Below are 17,293 nucleotides of genomic sequence, written 5' to 3'. Positions count from 1 at the left end.
TCCCTATCGCTAATGCGCGAAGTGTAAATTTAACGAAATCTTCATTCCTGTTAATTCGCTGCGTCGCCAGGAAAAGCTCGGTATCCCCGGGCTTTTTCTTCAATCGATTTCGGATCATTGGCGGCAAGCGTCGCGCGCCACTATGGTGCCGCGTCATGGCCGTAGGCACGGGGACTGCGAATGGGGAGAAGGGCCCTGGGGGTACATTGCTTCGCGCGATCATAATATTTCGGAAGCACGTGTTCGTCGTTGCGCTCGCGCTCCTGGCATTTGCCTTTGGCCGCGCTTGGACTGCTTTCGCCGACGACGCTACGCCGGGATCGCTGAACGCAACGGCGATTGCAGGGGCGCCGCCAGCTGACGCGCCATCAGCCGACGCGGCGGGTGTTCCGCCGCGCCCCGAGGAACCGCGCGCCGCCAAAGCCTACGATATGCTGAGCATCCACTGCGCCCGCTGCCATCAAACGGGACGCCTCGAACGGCCGCTGGCCTCGGGTGGCCTCGCGAACATTCTCGCCATCGACGATCTCGCGCGCGACCCGGTGCTGGTGAAGCCCGGCCTGCCGGACGCGTCGCGCCTTTATGACGTGCTCGAAACCCGCCATGCGCCGCTCGACGTGTTCACGAGCGGCTCGGTCGCTGCCGAGCCTCAACCCGAGGACATCGAGAGCATTCGCGGATGGATCAGGGATCTGCCGGCCTCCACGCAAGCATGTCCCGCGCGCCATCCCGTACGGCCCGACGACATGGACAAGATGATGCGCGACGCGCAGCGCCTCGAACGCGACCAGGGCGGTGACGTGCGCTTCATAACGCTGGCGCACCTCGACAACGCCTGCGCGACACCGGCTGAGATGTCGGCCTACACGCAAGCGCTGAACAAGCTGATGAACTCGCTCTCGTCATCCGCCGAGCCGGTAAAGCTGACGCCGCTCAACGCCGGAGGCACGGTTTTTTCTTTTCGCTTGTCGGATTTCGGCTGGGACGCGCGCCGCTGGAAGCTGATCGAGCGGGCTTATCCCGCAGTCCTCGCGCATCCGGTCGCGGCGGATGTTTTAAAAACCGCCGGAACGAAGGTTCCGGTCGTCGATGGCGATTGGCTTGCGGCGGCGGCAGGCGAGGCGCCGCTCTATTATGAGCTGCTCGGCGTTCCGGAGAAGCTCGCGGACCTCGCAAAGCTGAATTCCGTCGATATCGAGCAGAGCATCAAGGCGGCGGCGGCACGCCGTATCGCGATTGCGACGAGCGCCGTTACGCGCGGCAATCGCCTGATCGAACGCCACCCCGGCTCGCGCGGCGGGCTGTGGCTCGTCTACGATTTTGCGACAAGCGCCGGGGATCAAAATATCTTCGAGCAGCCGCAAGGCCCGCACTCGGCGCTTTACGGGCAGACGCCTTTCAAGCCCGATGAGATTCGCGCGATCTACGTGCTGCCGAACGGATTTTTTGCATTCGCGCTCTATGACGCCGCGGGCAACCGCATCGACCGCGCGCTTCCCGGCATCGAAAAGCCGTATGCGGGCATCGAAGCCGATGCCGTCGAGCCGACGACCAAAACCGGCGCCAGATGTTTTGCCTGCCACGGCGATGGCCTGGTCGAAGCCAAGGACGATTTCAAGACGGCCTTCGATGCGTCGGCGCCGCTCAGTCCAAGCCGCAAAACGGCGCTTCGCCTTTTCGGCACCGACAGCGAAAACACGCTGTTGCTGATCGGCAGCCGCGACCGCTTTCACCTCGCGGTGCGCAGCGTCGGCATCAATCCCGGTACGCGCATTCGCGGCGAGGAACTCGTGACGGGCCTCGCCGAACGCTATCGCGAGGGCGCGGTCTTCGAGACGGCGCTCGCCCAGACGGACAGGGACCGCGATGCATTCCTCGCCGAGCTGACGGAAGCACGTGGCGCCGCCGCGCCGCTCGCACGGCGTCTCCTGCACGGCGTCCTGTCGCGCGCCGAGCTTGAGCGTTTGTTCGCGCTTCTGAAGGGCATCGACGTGCCGTCGCCTTCGATTGCGAGGTCCGGCGGCTTCCTGCACGAAACGAAATCCGACATCGGGCTCAGCATGTGGCTGGACAAGCCGCGCCCGGTTTCGGGCGATCTCGTGACGGTCAAGATCGAGGCCGACAACGACTGTTATCTGACGGTCATCAGCGTCGACGCGGCGGGCGTCGCGACGGTTCTCTTTCCGAACGATTTCCAGACCGACAACCTGCTCTCCGCATCGAAGCCAATCAGCATTCCGCCGGCGGAAGCACCGTTTCAGCTTCGCTATAAGTCGGAGGGGAGCGAGACGCTTTTGGCCCGCTGCTCGATCAGCGCGACGCCGCCGATCGGCATCGAGCACGATTTCGAGCGCCAGCGATTTACGGCGCTCGGCAATTGGGAAAACTTTATCGAGGATACCCTCGTGACCGATTGGGAACTCCGCGCGAGCCCGGAAAAGGCGGAACGCGCACGTCTTGCAAGATCTGGCGCCTTGAAGCGGCGACGGGATCGCGGCGAGCGGATCGAGCCGCTCCGACCCGACGTTCCGACCGACAAGCCGCTGCGCGATGGCCGCGCCGTTCTGGTGCTCGGTCCGGGATAGCGGCGTTACGGTCGGTTGTGACGCGCGTGTGACGGTCGCGTCGCTAACCGTGATCGCATGACGGCAACCCCATTCCGCGGCGATGCCGCGCGACCGGCGCAAAGATCTTTACATGCAGGGTCGCGCCACCTAAATGCAGGCCCTTATTGCCGCAAGGAAAGTGGGCACCGCTCGGCCGCCGCAGACCAACACGGATGGTTCCTTCTGCAGGAGGTTCTTTCGCGATGGAGAAATTCGCAACCGCGCTCGAGATGGTGACGGAAATGAAGCCGGAAGGTCCGGTCTTCGCCGCCCGCCCGCACGCTGCCGGCCGCGCTGCGCGCTGGTTCATCCAAAACTTTCCGGGCGAAGTCGCCTACGCCTACAAAGCGAACAGCTCCGTGTTCCTGCTTGGCGCGCTCTACGGCGCCGGGATCACGCAGTTCGACGTCGCCTCCGTCGCCGAGCTTGAGGACGCCGCGACCATTCCCGGCGTGCGCCTGCATTTCATGCATCCGGTGAAATCGCGCTACGCCATCCGCCGCGCCTACTTCGACTACGACATCAAATGCTTCGCCCTCGACACCGAGGACGAGTTGCAGAAGATCGTCGAGGAAACGGACGGCGCGAAGGATCTGGAACTGTTCGTCCGCATCTCGGTGCCGGCGAAGAACAGCCGCGTGCCGCTCGAGCATAAGTTCGGTGTCACCGGTCAGAAAGCGCAGCGGCTGCTCGTCAAGACGCGCCAAGTCGCCGACGAGCTCGGCATCACGTTTCACGTCGGCTCGCAGACGATAACGCCCGACGCCTACGCGATGGCATTCGACGAGGTCAAAAAGCACATCGTGAAAGCCGGCGTCGTCGTCGATGCGATCGACATCGGCGGCGGCTTCCCGTCGCGTTATACCGACAGCGTGCCGGCGCGCCTTTCCGACTTCATCGAAGTCATCAAGGCGTCGATGGATAAGATGCCGGTGACCGAGCATTGCCGCTTGATCTGCGAGCCGGGCCGCGCGCTCGTTGCTGAAGCCGAAAGCTTGATCGTCAAGGTCGATCTCCGGAAATCAGGCAACCAGCTTTTCATCAATGACGGCGGCTACGGCGCGCTGTTCGACAGCGCCCATATCGGTTTCGTCTTTCCGGTGCGCCTCATTCGCGAGGGGCTCGACCCGAACGAGCCGCTGGAACCGTTCGAGTTCTGGGGACCGACGTGCGATTCAATCGATCGCATGAAAGGCCCGTTCATGCTGCCCGCTTCGGTGCGCGAAGGTGATTACATCGAGATCGGCAACATCGGCGCTTACGGCCGCGCGCTCGCGACGCGCTTCAATGGCTACGGCGAATATACCGACGTCATCCTGCAGGATGAGCCGATGTATTCGATCTATACGGAAGAGGCCACGCCCGTCGCGCAAAACGCTTGAGCTTGCTCTCACGCGCGAGGCTTATGACCGGCTAAGCTTCGGGCATAAGCCTCAGTGCGTCGGCTTCGCAACGGCAACGAGAACCGGAGCGGCGCGATACGCATCCGGATAAAGCCGCTTCAGATTTTCGATCTTCGGCATGTCATTGATGACGATGTAAGGATATGTCGGATTGAGCGTCAGAAAGTTCTGATGATACGTTTCGGCCGGATAGAAATCGCGGCCGGACTCAATGCTCGTCACGATCGGCTTTGAAAACACGTTCGCGGCGTTGAGCTGCGCGACGTAGTCCTTCGCAACCTTGGCCTGCTCCTCCGACGTCGGGAAAATTGTCGAACGGTATTGCGTGCCGCGATCCGGTCCCTGCCGGTTAAGCTCGGTCGGGTCGTGCGCCACGGAAAAGTAGATCTGCAAAAGGCGGCCGAAGCTGACCGTCTTGGGATCGAACGTGACGCGCACCGATTCCGCGTGTCCCGTGCGCCCCGATCCGACGACCTGATACGTCGCGTCCTCCGCCTTGCCGCCTGCGTATCCCGACACGGCTTCCTTGACGCCCGCGACGTGCTGAAAGACGCCTTGCACGCCCCAGAAGCAGCCGCCCGCGAACACGGCGGTTTCAACGTCGCCCTTGACGGGTTCATCGACCGCCGGGGGCGGCAGCGGGCGGCCTTCCTCCGATACCGAACGTGACGCGCCGAAGACGAATGCGGCGGCCAAGATCGAAATCGTGCTTAGCAAAAGGGCATTCAGCCAGCTAAGACGCGGGCGTCCCGGTTCAGTCGATGGTGAGGCCATGAAACGCTCCGATACGGAAAGAGGTGCCCGAATGCTTCGGACACCTTCCATACGTCGCGGCTGTGTGAGCCGTTACATGACGATCGCGAGAGAGATCACCGCGATATGCGCGAGATCTTCGAGCCTTCGAGCGTCAGGTTATACATCAGGCCCTTCGGATCGAGGATGAAGCCGACCACGGGGCTTGTGACTTTGTTGGAATCGACCGATCCGCCCACGCCGACCGTAATGATCGCAACCGATCCGTCGACGCCGATCTTCCAGCCCGATGTCCGGCGGAATTGATCGAGCGCCTGCGGGGTCATGAACATGATGATGACCGAGCGCGATTGTATGCCGAGTTGGAAGCCGACCGACGCCGAGACGTTATTGTAATAACCCGCCGTTCGGCCACGCACGCGCAACGCACCTTCGCCGTATTCGCCGCCGAAACCGAACCCGGCCTTGACGATCGATGGAAAGACGAGAATGCCGACCGCCTTGTGCGCCAGCTCACGAGCGCCGCGGATCTGATGGAAAAATGTGTCGAGCGTCGCGTCCACGCCGGCATCGATGTCTGGAGCCGACGAAGCCTTCACCTGAGGCGACACAACCAGCACGGCGGCGAGCGCCAGAAACGCGACCGTTAGACCTTTGAGTGACATTTTTGTTCTCCCTCGCCTCCCGGAGCACTCGTGCAGCGGATTCGTGGCTAAATTCGGAGCCGGGAGACACAAAATTGCTCAAGCAACTCTCGGAAACTCAGAAACGTGCCGGGAGATGGTGGGCGGTACAGGGATTGAACCTGTGACCCCACGCGTGTGAAGCGTGTGCTCTACCGCTGAGCTAACCGCCCTGATTGAGGAGGGCCCTTATGCGAGGCCGAGCCGGAGCCTGTCAAGCGTGGTTGCGGGGAGGGCGGCCGGATACTTGCCCGCAATACCGGCCAGGACTCTGGTCGCTACTCTGGTCGCTACTCTGGTCGCTACTCTGGTCGCTACTCTGTCCTCTACTCTGGCCAGTACCCTCACGATGGCTGCCGTGGAGACCGGTTCGAATTCCTGTTGTGCCGCCGGCTTGCGCAGCATCGCCTCTGGCGGAAAGCTGTTGTTTGACCGTGGCCGGCTTGCCACGTGCCCTTGCGCTCGCCCGATTCATAGTGCGATGTCTGCCGCGAACGCGCGACGATGGAAGGTGCTGATCTGCGGCGTCTTTATTCGGGGGTCGCTCGGGAGGAAGGTTTGCAGATCGAGACGCCGCCACGTCCGTTTCCGATGTCGCTGGGTTTGAATAAGCTGGGCTTGATCGGGCTCCGGATTCCCTGGCTGACCGCGATCATCATCCTGATCATCACGGGCATTGCAGCCGCCGGCCTGACCCGCTTGAAAGTCGACGACAGCCTGTCCGAGCTGTTCCGCACCAACACGCCCGAATTCAAAACCTACGAAGAAATCGATCGCCGCTTTCCGTCAAGCGAATACGACGTGCTGGTTGTCGTCGAAGGCGAGAAGCTTTTGACTCGTGAAGGCCTCGCGGCCTTCGCGAACGCCGCTGCTGATCTGCAGCTTGCCGATGGTGTCGACGGCATCGTCTCGATGCTTTCGGCGCGCGGCAAACCGGACGCGACCGGTTATGCGCCGCCCGTCGTTCCCGACGATCTGCCGGACGATAAAGCCGCCTTCGATGCTATTATCTCGGCGCTCAAGAACAACGACATCGTCAAGGGCAAGTTTCTGTCCAGCGATGGCCAGCTGGCGCTGATGGTGCTGGCGCTCGATCGTGCCGTCGTCGCTGAAAAATCCTCGAAAGCCGTCATCGGCGCGATTGAGCAGGTCGCGAAGGACGATCTCAATCCCGCCGGATTGTCGGTGAAGCTCGCCGGTGCGCCGGTGATGCAACTCGAAATCCGCAATTCGGTCGAGCGCGACCAGATCTTGTACAACGGCCTCGGTCTGCTGTTCGGCGCGACGATCGCCGCGATTTTCTTCCGCCGCGTTTCGCTGATGCTGGTCGCGGCTCTGCCGCCGGTCATCGCGGTCGTGTGGGCGCTTGGGCTTCTGGGGTGGTTTGGATTCAAGCTCAATCTGTTTCTGAACGTGATGACGCCGCTCATCATGGTGATGGGCTTCGCCGACAGCATGCAGATGGTGTCCGCGATCCGCATCCGGCTGCGCGAAGGCGACACCAAGCTCGAAGCTGTGAAATTCGCGATCAACGTCGTCGGCCCAGCGTGCGTGCTTGCGCACGGGGCGGCGCTTCTCTCGTTCCTGGCGCTCCTGTTCTCCGAATCGGGCCTCATCCGCACGTTCGGCGAAGCCGGCGCCATGGCGGTCTGCATCTCGTTCATCGCCGTGATCGTCGTGCTTCCGATGCTCGCGTTGCTCTTCATCCGCAACGAGAAGTCGCTGGCGCGCGAGCATTCGCCGGGCGACCGGATGATGGACGCTCTCGGCAACTTCGTCGGCGTCGTCGTCGATCGCGTCGTCGAGCACGCCGTTCTCTATACGCTGCTCGGATTCACGCTGTTCGGGGTCTTCGCATATCTGCATCTGCAGCTGGAACCGAGATACCGTCTCGCCGACCAGGTGCCGGATCGCGAGCAGGCGCTGGCCGCGACCGGCCGCATCGATTCCAAGCTCACGGGCGCCAACCCATTCCATGTGATGATACGCTGGAAAAATGGCGCCAGCCTCTACGATCCCGCGACCCTCAAGGTGATCGAGGAAACGCATGTCGCGCTGGAGAAGGCGGCGGGGCTCGGCAACGTCTGGTCGCTGGAAAGCCTCAGGCGCTGGCTGCGAGAGAACGGCGACGATAGCGTCGAGACGATCAAGAAATACGTCAATCTCCTGCCTGAACACCTCGTGCGTCGCTTCATCGCGAAAGAGAAAGATGCGGTTCTGGTGACCGGGCGGCTTCCCGACGTCGATGCGAGCCAGATTCTGCCGCTGGTGCATAAGGTCGATCAGGCGCTCGATCCGATCCGCGCCCAGTATCCGCAATATGAAATTTCAGTGACGGGCCTGCCGGCGCTGGCGGCGCGCAACAGCTACCGGATGATCTCGCAGCTCGACGAAAGCATTCCGCTTTGCGTTCTGGTCGCGGCCGTGCTGTTGGCGATCGCATTCCGCTCGGTCTTCGTCGGCTTCATCAGTCTGCTGCCCGGACTGTTTCCCGTCGTCACATCCGGCGCGTTGCTCTGGTATTTGAGCGGCGGGCTCGAATTCGCCTCCGTCGTCGCGCTGCTTGTCGTCTTCGGTCTGGGGGTTGACGCGCTCATCCATTTCTTGAACCGGCTGCGGCTCGAGGAAGGGCCGGGCGTGTCGCCGGAACTCGCGATCCGCAACGCGCGCGTGCTCGTCGGCCCGGCGATCATCCTGACGACGATCGTCCTCGCCTTCGGCCTTGGCGTGACGGTGTTTTCCGATCTCCCGTCGCTCAGGCTCTTCGGATTCGTCTGCGGCGTGACGTTGATCGCGTCCCTTGTCGCCGACTTGGTGTTTCTGCCGGCGAGCATTCTCGTCTATCGTCGTTATATCAGCCGGCATTTCTGACGCTTCGACGGTTGCGGTCTGCGTTTAATGGGGGCACTCTTGCACCTGTGGACTCGCGGGCGAGGCGATCGCTGTGACCCAGAAGCTGATCATCATCCTAGCCAACACCGATCCTTGCAACGGCGAGGATGTCGGAGCGCCGATCGTCCAGGCGACGGTCGCTGCCGGGATGTCATTCCACGTCGAAGTCATCTGCACCGGCACTTCGACGAAACTGCTGAAGTCCGGCGTCGCGGAGAAAATCCATCTCAAGACCGCCGAAACGCGCTCGATCCACGATTTCATCAAGGAAGCTTACGCAGCCGGCGTGAAATTCTATTTCTGTTCGCCCGGCCTCGATCTCACCGGAATGCAGAAGTGCGACGTGATCCCCGAGTGCAGCGGCGTCATCGGAGCGGCGCACTTCATCGAGATCATCATGTCCGCCGACAGCAAAGTGCTTACGTATTGACGGTCTTCGCGGCAAACTTCGCGATGATCGCGCCGAGGTCCTTATAATCGTCGATGATCGCGTCCGGCCCGAAGGACGCAACCGGATCGACGCTGTAGCCGAAGCTGACGGCGACGATCGGAATGCGCGCTGCCTTCGCCGTCCGGATATCCGTCTCGCTGTCGCCGACCATGATGGACGTTTCCGGCTGCCCGCCCGCGCGTGCGATCGTGCCGGTCAAGTGCCGGGGGTCCGGCTTATAGCTTCCGAGACTGTCGCGTCCCGTCAGCGCCGAGAAATAGCCGTCGAGCTTGAGCTCTTCGAGCACGCGCCGCGCCTGGAGTTCGATCTTGTTCGTGCAAACGGCGAGCGTCGCGCCGCTGCTGCGCAGAGCTTCGAGCGTCGGGATGACGTTCGGATAAGGCATGCTCCGGTCTGCGATATGAGCGGTGTAGTAGGCAATGAACACTTCGAACAGATCGTGCAACTCGCGTTCCGGGAGCGTCCGTCCGTGCGCCTTGACCGCGCCGTCGATCATCGCAAGCGCCCCGTGGCCGACGAAAGGCCGGATCTCCAGTTCGTTCACCCGCTCCAGGCCGAGTGTCTTCAACACGTAGTTCGTCGCCTCGGCCAGGTCCGGCGCGGTATCCACAAGCGTTCCGTCGAGATCGAAAACGATCGTCCAGTCTTTCATGAACTCTCCTTAGACGGCCGCTATCGATAGGGCGTCATGATCGACCCATGGGGATGACGGCCTCCGGCTTGGCAGCGTGCAGCTTGAAAGGGTTTCACCGTCAGCCTACAGAGGTCGCGCGCATTGAGGTCGATGGGTACGTCGAAGCGGTATAACTCGTTGGGGAAGGCATGAGCAGCGACGATTGGAAGCGTCAGGCGGCGGAACAAGCCTTGGGCTACGTCGAGGACGGCATGAAGCTTGGACTTGGCACGGGCTCGACCGCAGCCAAGTTCGTCGATCTTCTCGGAGCAAAAGTAAAGGCCGGCCTGAAGGTCGTTTGCGTTCCGACGTCGGAAGCAACGCGGGCTCAGGCGGCGGCGCTCGGAATTCCGCTCGCAACGCTCGATCAGCATCCCGCCCTCGATCTGACCGTCGATGGCGCCGACGAGATCGACGAGGAACTGCGCCTCATCAAAGGCGGCGGCGGCGCCCTGCTGCGCGAGAAGATCGTCGCGGTTGCATCCGACCGGGTCGTGATCATCGCCGACGGTTCGAAGCGCGTCGAGATCCTGGGCCGCTTTCCCCTGCCGGTCGAAGTCGTGCCATTCGGATTGGCGTCGACGCAGCGCCTGATCTTTCAGATGGCCGCCGATGCGGGCTGCGATGGCGACATTAAACTGCGGACGGGCGCGAATGGCGCACCCTTCGTGACAGACAATGGCAACCATATTTTCGATTGCTCGTTCGGTGCGATTGACGATCCGGAAGCGCTAGACGACGCTCTGAAGCTCATTCCGGGCGTCGTGGAAAGCGGACTGTTTCTCGGCATCGCCGACGTGGGAATTATTGCCGGACCGATGGGCGTCGAAGTTCTTTCGGCGATCGATTCTGATTTTGACGAGGAGAACTGATGATGCGTTCGATCATTGCCGCGCTTTGCCTTGCGATCGCCTTCGCTGTTCCGGCTTTCGCCGACGACGCTCAGCCGCCCGCCGATCCGGCACGCATCGCCGCCGCGCGCGATCTCCTCGAGGTCACGGGCGTCACCAAGCAGATGGACGGCATGGTCGAAGCCATGTCGCGCGGCTTCGCCAAGGGCGCGGGCGCCGAGAATTCGGAAGTCGGCAAGCAGCTGTCGACGCAGTTCGACACCGGCATGAAAAAGCTGCTCGAATACAAAGATCAAATGATTTCGGACTTCGCCGTGCTTTATGCTCAGACGTTCACGGCGGAGGAAATGAAAACCGTCGCCGATTTCTACCGCTCGGGCGCCGGTGCGAAGTTCATCGCCAAGACGCCGGAGCTGATGCAGAAAGGCGCGACCATCGGTATGAAATACAGCGAGAAGATCGCCGACGAGATGAAGGCGGCGACTCAGCCGCCGGCGCAAACGACCCCGCCCGGGCAGTCCAGCCCGTCCCAGCCCCAGCCCCAGCCACAGTAAAAGCCGTTACAGGTTCATGCAGGAATTCGAGTACGATCTTTTTGTCATCGGCGCAGGCTCCGGCGGCGTCCGGGCAGCACGGATCGCCGCGAGCTATGGCGCACGCGTCGCCATCGCTGAAGAATATCGCATTGGTGGCACCTGCGTCATTCGCGGGTGCGTGCCGAAAAAAATCCTCGTCTATGCCAGCCGTTTCTCCGACGAATTTGAAAACGCCGCTGGCTTCGGCTGGTCGTTTTCAGAACCGAAATTCGATTGGCCTTCGCTGATCGCGGCCAAGGACAAGGAGATCGCCCGTCTCGAGGCGGCCTATCGCGCCACGCTCGCGAAATTCAACGTCGAGGTTTTTGCCGAACGCGCGACGGTTGGCGGCCCGAACGAGATCGTGCTCGCATCTGGGCGAAAAATCTCCGCCAAATATATCCTGATCGCGACAGGCGGCGGTCCGAATGTCGATCGGAACTTGCCCGGCATCGATCATGTCATCACCTCCAACGAAGCCTTCGATCTGAAGGAGATGCCGCGCCGGGTGGTCATTGCGGGCGGCGGCTATATCGCGGTCGAGTTCGCTTCGATCTTCAACGGCCTCGGCGCCGACGTCACGCTCGTTTATCGCGGCGAGAAAATCCTGCGCGGGTTCGATGAGGATCTGCGCGACGGCCTGACGGCGGCGATGATCCGGCGCGGCGTCCGCATCGTCACCGGCAAGGTCTTTACGAAAATCGAGGCCTCGGGTGGGGCGCTCGCCGGTCATCTGACGGATGGCGAAATTCTCCACGCCGACGCGATCATGTTCGCAATCGGCCGCTCACCCAGTTCCACCGGGCTGGGCCTCGAAGCCGCGGGCGTCAAGCTCGACGGGCAGGGCGCTATCGTCGTCGACGCGGGATCGCAAACGACGGTGCCCTCTATCTACGCAGTGGGCGACGTGACGAACCGCGTCAATCTCACCCCCGTCGCCATTCGCGAAGGGCACGCCTTCGCCGACACCGTGTTCGGCGGCAAGTCATGGTCCGCCGACTACACGATGATTCCCACCGCCGTCTTCGCGACGCCCGAGATCGGAACCGTCGGTTTCTCGGAACACGAAGCCCTCGCGCAATACGGCGCCATCGACGTGTACAAGGGCAGCTTCCGGCCGATGAAGTCGATCATCGCGGGCCGGGACGAGCGGATGTTGATGAAACTCGTCGTTGAAGCGGCGAGCGACCGGGTCGTCGGCGTCCATTTGCTCGGACCTGAAGCGGCCGAGATCGCGCAAATGGCGGCGATCTCCATCCGCATGGGCGCGACGAAGGCCGACTTCGATCAAACGATGGCGCTGCATCCATCCGCCGCGGAAGAACTTGTGACCTTGCGCGAAAAATGGGTGGCTCCGGGCGAAGCCGCCGGTTGATCGAAGCCCGACAGAAATCTAAGGGTTCACCTCGAGCCAAGGCAGAGAGGGCGACATGACACGTCTCAGCGGAAAAATCGCGATCGTTACCGGAGCAGGCATCGGCATCGGCCGGGCGATCTCGATGCGGTTTGCAGCCGAAGGCGCGCATGTCTGGGTCACCGACATCAACGGCGAGAGCGCCGAGGAAACCGTTCGCGACATCAAGGACAAGGGCGGCGTAGCGACCGCGATGGCCGTCGACGTCTCGAAGGGACAGGACCTGACGGCGCTCGTCCGCAACGTCGATGTGGCGCATGCCCGCGCGGATATCCTGGTCAACAACGCCGGCATTCTCGTCAGGAGCGAGGTGCGTCAGCTATCGGATGCCGATTGGGTTAAGCTGCGCGAAGTGAACGTCGACGGCGTTTTGCGCCTCAGCCGCGACGCGTTGCCTTTGCTGCGCAAGGGCCAGAACGCGTCGATCATCAATATTTCGTCGATCATGGCGCATCGCGGGCTGCGGCCGCTCGCGGCCTACACGGCGACGAAGGGCGCGGTAACGGCGTTGACCAAGGGCCTCGCGGTCGAATACGCATCCTTCAACATCCGTGTGAATTCGATCGCGCCGGGCTACATCGAGACGGCGATCACGAACCGTCTGCTGAAGATGCCGCCCATCAAGCAGGCGCTGGTCGACAAGACCCCGATGGGGCGGCTCGGACAGCCGGAAGACCTCGTTGGCGCAGCAGTCTTTTTTGCCTCCGACGACAGCCTATATTGCACGGGCGCGGAATTGTTCGTCGACGGCGGAATGGCGGCCGGGCTTTAGCTTGCCCGGCTGAGCGTCGCTGGCGTATAAGCCCAGATAAAGCGACACGGAGCGCATGGGTCGGCCGGCCGCAAGGTACGGCACCGATCGCTCGCCAGGAGTTCAAGATGGCATCTGCCACACAGTCTGAAAAATGGTCCCCCGATAGCTGGCGCACCAAGCCGGTCCAGCAGGTTCCCGATTATCCGGACGCCAAGGCGCTTCAGGATGTCGAAGCCCGGCTCGCAACCTTCCCGCCGCTGGTTTTCGCGGGCGAGGCGCGCGACCTCAAAAAGCAGCTCGCCTCGATCGCGTTGGGTCGCGGTTTCCTCCTCCAGGGCGGCGACTGCGCCGAGAGTTTCGCCGAACACCGCGCCGACAACATTCGTGATTTCTTCCGCGTCTTCCTGCAGATGTCGGTCGTGCTGACCTATGCCGGCGGCGAACCGGTGACGAAGGTCGGGCGCATCGCCGGGCAGTTTGCCAAGCCGCGCTCGGCCCCGACCGAGAAGAAGAACGGCAGCGAGCTTCCGAGCTATCGCGGCGACATCGTCAACGGCACCGAGTTCACGGCGGCGGCGCGCATTCCCGATCCGGTCCGCCAGCTCGAGGCGTACCGCCAGTCGGCGGCGACGCTCAACCTCATTCGTGCATTCGCGACCGGCGGCTATGCCGACCTCGAACGCGTGCATCAGTGGAACATGGGCTTCGTCAAGGACAGCCCCCAGGGCCATCGCTATCAGGAGCTAGCCGACCACATCGCCGAAACGCTGCAGTTCATGCGCGCGTGCGGCATCACGTCGGACAACACCCCGCAGCTCCGCGCGACGAATTTCTACACCAGCCACGAAGCCTTGCTGCTCGGCTACGAGCAGGCGCTGACGCGCAAGGATTCGACCAGCGGCGACTGGTACGCCACGAGCGGCCATATGATCTGGATCGGTGACCGGACGCGCCAGCCGGATCACGCGCACATCGAGTACTGCCGCGGCATCAAGAACCCGATCGGGCTGAAATGCGGTCCCTCGCTCGAGCCCGACGGCCTGTTGCGGCTGATCGATCTTCTCAATCCCAAGGATGAGCCGGGCCGGTTGACGCTGATCTGCCGCTTTGGATACGACAAGGTCGAAGCGCATCTGCCGAAGCTCATCCGCGCCGTGAAGAAGGCCGGACGCACCGTGCTCTGGTCATGCGATCCGATGCACGGCAACACGATCTCGGCTGTCAACGGCTACAAGACGCGGCCCTTCGATCGCATCCTCAAGGAAAGCCTGTCGTTCTTCGAAGTCCATCGCGCCGAAGGCTCGCATGCCGGCGGCATCCACGTCGAAATGACGGGCCAGAACGTGACGGAGTGCACGGGCGGCGCGACGGCGATTTCCGAACAGGATTTGTCCGACCGCTACCACACGCATTGCGACCCGCGGCTGAATGCCGATCAGGCGCTGGAGCTTGCGTTCCTGGTCGCCGAGCAATTGAAGAAAGAGCGCGCGGCCGATGCCCGGCTTGAACCCCGGACGCTGATCGCTTGAGGCGAGCGTCGCCGGCCGCTTAAAGATCCGGCCGGCGATGCATTTGTCTTTGGTGCGGTGCACACATGTCGCCGACCTCGGAGCGCAGACATGGTTAGTCGTCTCGTCATGGCGGTCGCAATTTTCATCACCGCCACGGTCGCCACTGCAATGGAGATGAAGCGGGCCGTTGTGCAGCAAGTGCATCCTTCGGGAATATGCTGGGAGCCCGATGTCGAATTTCCCGTGCCCTGCGATGACGACGAGGATTAACCGCTCGTTTCTCATTTCCGCATCACGGAGCGATATGCGGTGCGCGGAGCATTTTTTCCAGCTAGTAAAATGCCATTCCGCAAAGTAAAACGAAATGCCGCCCATTGACTTAGGACAATGGCGTCCGGTTCAGCACTCCATAACGTTCTCCGCGGTCATACCAGTGAGGAAATCATGGTTCATAAAATACTCTGTGCTGTCGATGGTACATCCCATTCCGACAAGGCCGTTAAGTTTGCGGCCGAGCTGGCGAATAAGCTTGGCTCTAAATTGACGATTGCTTCGGTCAACGTGATGATCGGCGGCGCCCGCAGCGGCGCGATGTACCTCAAGGAAGATCGCGAAATTCAGCAGGCACTCGATGTGGCGGCAAAGACCGCAGCCGCTGAAGGCGCCAAGGACGTTGCGACGGCCTACCTGCGCAGCCGCGAGGCGGCAGCCGGAGTGGTGGCGTATGCTGAGCAAGAGGACTGTGACATCATCATCACCGGGACAGGTGACAAGCACGGGCTATCGCGTCTGGTTCTCGGGTCGGTCGCGGCCGACATCGCTGCCCGCGCGCACTGTACGGTCATCATCGCGCGTTAAGGCGTGACAACACTTGCCTTGAAGCGGCATAAGACGGATATCGGCGCGCCCCTGGAGTGATGGCGCGCCGACCCTTTATTGAGGATCCGGCTGCCGCATGCGTATTGCCCTCGCCCAGCTCAACGCGACCGTTGGAGATCTCGCTGGCAACGGCCGCCGCGCCGCGAAGGCGCATACGGAAGCGATGGCGCTCGGCGCTGATGTCGTCGTCTTTCCCGAGCTTTTTCTGAACGGGTATCCGCCCGAAGACCTCGTCTTGAAACCCGCGTTCCAGGACGCGACCCGCGCCGAGCTTGAACGCCTCGCGATGGAGTGTGCGGAAGGCCCCGCCATTTTGATGGGCACGATCTGGCGCAAGGACGGCAAAGTCTACAACGCCGTCGCGCTGCTCGATCGCGGCCGCATCGAAGCCGTTACAGTGAAAGTCGAGCTTCCGAACTACGGCGTCTTCGACGAAAAGCGCGTCTTCGAGGCAGGCCCCATGCCGGGTCCGCTGAACGTGCGCGGCGTTCGCATCGGCGTTCCGATCTGCGAGGACATCTGGACGCCGGAAGCCGTCGAGACGCTGGCCGAGACGGGCGCGGAGATCATCATTGCGCCGAACGGCTCGCCCTTCGACTGGCACAAGCCCGATACGCGCATGAACATCGCCGTGGCGCGCGTGACCGAAAGCGGCTTGCCGCTCGCATATCTCAATCAGATCGGCGGCCAGGACGAACTCGTCTTCGACGGCGCCTCGTTCGTTTTGAATGGCGATCGTAGCCTCGCCGTGCAGCTTCCTGCCTGGCGCGAAGCACTCGTGGTGACGGAATGGCAGCACACGTCATCGGGATGGAAATGCAAGTCCGGCGAAGTGGCGAAACTCGCCGAAGGCTCGGCCGCAGCCTATGACGCCTGCGTCTTGGGGCTCAGGGACTACGTCGACAAGAACCGCTTTCCGGGCGTCGTGCTGGGGCTCTCCGGCGGCATCGATTCCGCGCTCGTTGCTGCGATCGCTGTCGATGCTCTCGGTCCAGACCGCGTCCACGCCGTCATGCTGCCCTCGAAATTCACGTCCGATGACAGCCTGGAAGACGCGGCGCAGTGCGCCAAGGCGCTCGGCATTCGCTACGACAAGGTCTCGATCGAACCGGCCGTCGCCGGGTTGACCTGGGGCCTCAAGGATCTGTTCGCGGGCACGAACTCCGATACCACGGAGGAAAACCTCCAGAGCCGCGTGCGCGGTACGATTCTGATGGCGATCTCGAACAAGTTCGGCGCGATGCTCGTCACGACCGGCAACAAGAGCGAAATGTCCGTCGGCTACGCGACGCTCTATGGCGACATGAACGGCGGCTTCAACCCGATCAAGGATCTCTACAAGACCGAGGTTTATGCGTTGTCTCGCTGGCGCAACGAACACCGGCCCGATGGCGCCCTCGGCCCTCTGGCCGATGTCGTGCCGGAGCGCATCCTGAGCAAGGCGCCGACCGCCGAGTTGCGGGCCAACCAGACGGACCAGGACTCGCTGCCGCCTTATGATGCGCTCGACGACATCCTCGTCAGCCTCGTCGAAAAGGAAATGTCGGTCGCGGCCGTGGTCGCGCGCGGCCATGCGCCTGAAACCGTCAAGAAGGTCGAGCGTCTGCTCTATCTCGCCGAATACAAGCGCCGCCAGGCTGCGCCCGGCGTCAAGATTTCCTCGCGCAATTTCGGCCGCGACCGCCGCTATCCGATCACCAACCGCTTCCGCGAGGACATCCCGCCGGTGAAACTCCCATCGGAAACGACGGCTCCGGACGAAGCCACGGCAAAAGCCGCCGCTCCGGACAAACGAAAAGTCGCGAAATAATCAGCCCGCCCTTGCCATCCGATGACCGGCCGGTAGGG

15 protein-coding genes and 1 tRNA gene are annotated in these 17,293 nt (G+C 62.4%); 12 read left to right on the top strand and 4 right to left on the bottom strand.

Translation table 11 applies throughout. The features are described from left to right. The first annotated feature begins 239 nt into the window (after nucleotides 1-239). On the top strand, nucleotides 240-2,585 hold the full coding sequence (locus tag WC026_RS01900; RefSeq protein WP_372709111.1) for a DUF4384 domain-containing protein: 2,346 nt from the start codon (nucleotides 240-242) through the stop codon (nucleotides 2,583-2,585). Between the two features lie 224 nt (nucleotides 2,586-2,809). Further along, the gene (locus tag WC026_RS01895; RefSeq protein WP_372709110.1) at nucleotides 2,810-3,988 is read left to right on the top strand and encodes a type III PLP-dependent enzyme; all 1,179 of its coding nucleotides are present in this window, start codon (nucleotides 2,810-2,812) and stop codon (nucleotides 3,986-3,988) included. 51 nt (nucleotides 3,989-4,039) lie between these two features. Here WC026_RS01895 and msrA read toward each other — a convergent pair whose 3' ends face one another. The 3 genes from msrA to WC026_RS01880 form a co-directional block, all read right to left on the bottom strand. Further along, a complete protein-coding gene (msrA, locus tag WC026_RS01890) occupies nucleotides 4,040-4,783 on the bottom strand; it encodes a peptide-methionine (S)-S-oxide reductase MsrA (RefSeq protein WP_372709109.1) in 744 nt (247 codons plus the stop codon). Nucleotides 4,784-4,878: 95 nt separating this feature from the next. Next, nucleotides 4,879-5,427, bottom strand: coding sequence for a YSC84-related protein (locus tag WC026_RS01885; RefSeq protein WP_372709108.1), 549 nt, complete (start codon nucleotides 5,425-5,427; stop codon nucleotides 4,879-4,881). A 116-nt stretch (nucleotides 5,428-5,543) separates the two neighbouring features. Then, nucleotides 5,544-5,618: transfer RNA gene (locus tag WC026_RS01880), tRNA-Val, on the bottom strand. Between the two features lie 385 nt (nucleotides 5,619-6,003). Between WC026_RS01880 and WC026_RS01875 the strand changes: the two genes are divergently transcribed. Together WC026_RS01875 and WC026_RS01870 are read left to right on the top strand one after the other, a co-directional pair. Further along, nucleotides 6,004-8,316: an RND family transporter gene (locus tag WC026_RS01875; RefSeq protein ID WP_372709107.1), complete on the top strand. Its 2,313-nt coding sequence runs from the start codon at nucleotides 6,004-6,006 to the stop codon at nucleotides 8,314-8,316. Nucleotides 8,317-8,389: 73 nt separating this feature from the next. Continuing rightward, nucleotides 8,390-8,767 carry a DsrE/DsrF/DrsH-like family protein gene (locus WC026_RS01870; RefSeq protein ID WP_372709106.1) on the top strand — a complete coding sequence of 126 codons (378 nt, stop codon included), beginning with the start codon at nucleotides 8,390-8,392 and terminating at the stop codon, nucleotides 8,765-8,767. On the opposite strand, the gene WC026_RS01865 is transcribed toward WC026_RS01870, so the two are convergent. After that, a complete protein-coding gene (locus WC026_RS01865) occupies nucleotides 8,757-9,440 on the bottom strand; it encodes an HAD family hydrolase (RefSeq protein ID WP_372709105.1) in 684 nt (227 codons plus the stop codon). The two genes, WC026_RS01870 and WC026_RS01865, sit on opposite strands and share 11 nt — an antisense overlap. A 170-nt stretch (nucleotides 9,441-9,610) precedes the next feature. Between WC026_RS01865 and rpiA the strand changes: the two genes are divergently transcribed. The 8 genes from rpiA to WC026_RS01825 all read left to right on the top strand — a co-directional run bounded on the left by rpiA (nucleotide 9,611) and on the right by WC026_RS01825 (nucleotide 17,255). Then, complete coding sequence (gene rpiA / locus WC026_RS01860; RefSeq protein ID WP_372709104.1) at nucleotides 9,611-10,333, top strand: ribose-5-phosphate isomerase RpiA; 723 nt, start codon at nucleotides 9,611-9,613, stop codon at nucleotides 10,331-10,333. After that, a complete protein-coding gene (locus tag WC026_RS01855) occupies nucleotides 10,333-10,866 on the top strand; it encodes a DUF2059 domain-containing protein (protein ID WP_372709103.1) in 534 nt (177 codons plus the stop codon). The genes rpiA and WC026_RS01855 overlap by 1 nt, the downstream gene beginning before the upstream one ends. A gap of 16 nt (nucleotides 10,867-10,882) precedes the next feature. Continuing rightward, the gene (gene gor / locus WC026_RS01850; protein WP_372709102.1) at nucleotides 10,883-12,262 is read left to right on the top strand and encodes a glutathione-disulfide reductase; all 1,380 of its coding nucleotides are present in this window, start codon (nucleotides 10,883-10,885) and stop codon (nucleotides 12,260-12,262) included. Between the two features lie 55 nt (nucleotides 12,263-12,317). Next, nucleotides 12,318-13,073 carry an SDR family NAD(P)-dependent oxidoreductase gene (locus WC026_RS01845; RefSeq protein WP_372709101.1) on the top strand — a complete coding sequence of 252 codons (756 nt, stop codon included), beginning with the start codon at nucleotides 12,318-12,320 and terminating at the stop codon, nucleotides 13,071-13,073. Between the two features lie 107 nt (nucleotides 13,074-13,180). Next, on the top strand, nucleotides 13,181-14,584 hold the full coding sequence (locus tag WC026_RS01840) for a class II 3-deoxy-7-phosphoheptulonate synthase (protein WP_372709100.1): 1,404 nt from the start codon (nucleotides 13,181-13,183) through the stop codon (nucleotides 14,582-14,584). Between the two features lie 90 nt (nucleotides 14,585-14,674). Continuing rightward, nucleotides 14,675-14,836: a hypothetical protein gene (locus WC026_RS01835; RefSeq protein ID WP_372709099.1), complete on the top strand. Its 162-nt coding sequence runs from the start codon at nucleotides 14,675-14,677 to the stop codon at nucleotides 14,834-14,836. 174 nt (nucleotides 14,837-15,010) lie between these two features. After that, the gene (locus WC026_RS01830) at nucleotides 15,011-15,424 is read left to right on the top strand and encodes a universal stress protein (RefSeq protein WP_372709098.1); all 414 of its coding nucleotides are present in this window, start codon (nucleotides 15,011-15,013) and stop codon (nucleotides 15,422-15,424) included. A 97-nt stretch (nucleotides 15,425-15,521) separates the two neighbouring features. After that, nucleotides 15,522-17,255: an NAD+ synthase gene (locus tag WC026_RS01825; RefSeq protein ID WP_372709097.1), complete on the top strand. Its 1,734-nt coding sequence runs from the start codon at nucleotides 15,522-15,524 to the stop codon at nucleotides 17,253-17,255. The last annotated feature ends 38 nt before the right edge of the window (nucleotides 17,256-17,293 follow it).

The sequence above is a fragment of the Hyphomicrobium sp. genome (assembly GCF_041674905.1).
Taxonomy (GTDB): Bacteria; Pseudomonadota; Alphaproteobacteria; order Rhizobiales; family Hyphomicrobiaceae; genus Hyphomicrobium_B.
The sequence above is the reverse complement of the archived record's forward strand: the minus strand, read 5'-3'. Positions and strand labels throughout refer to the sequence as shown.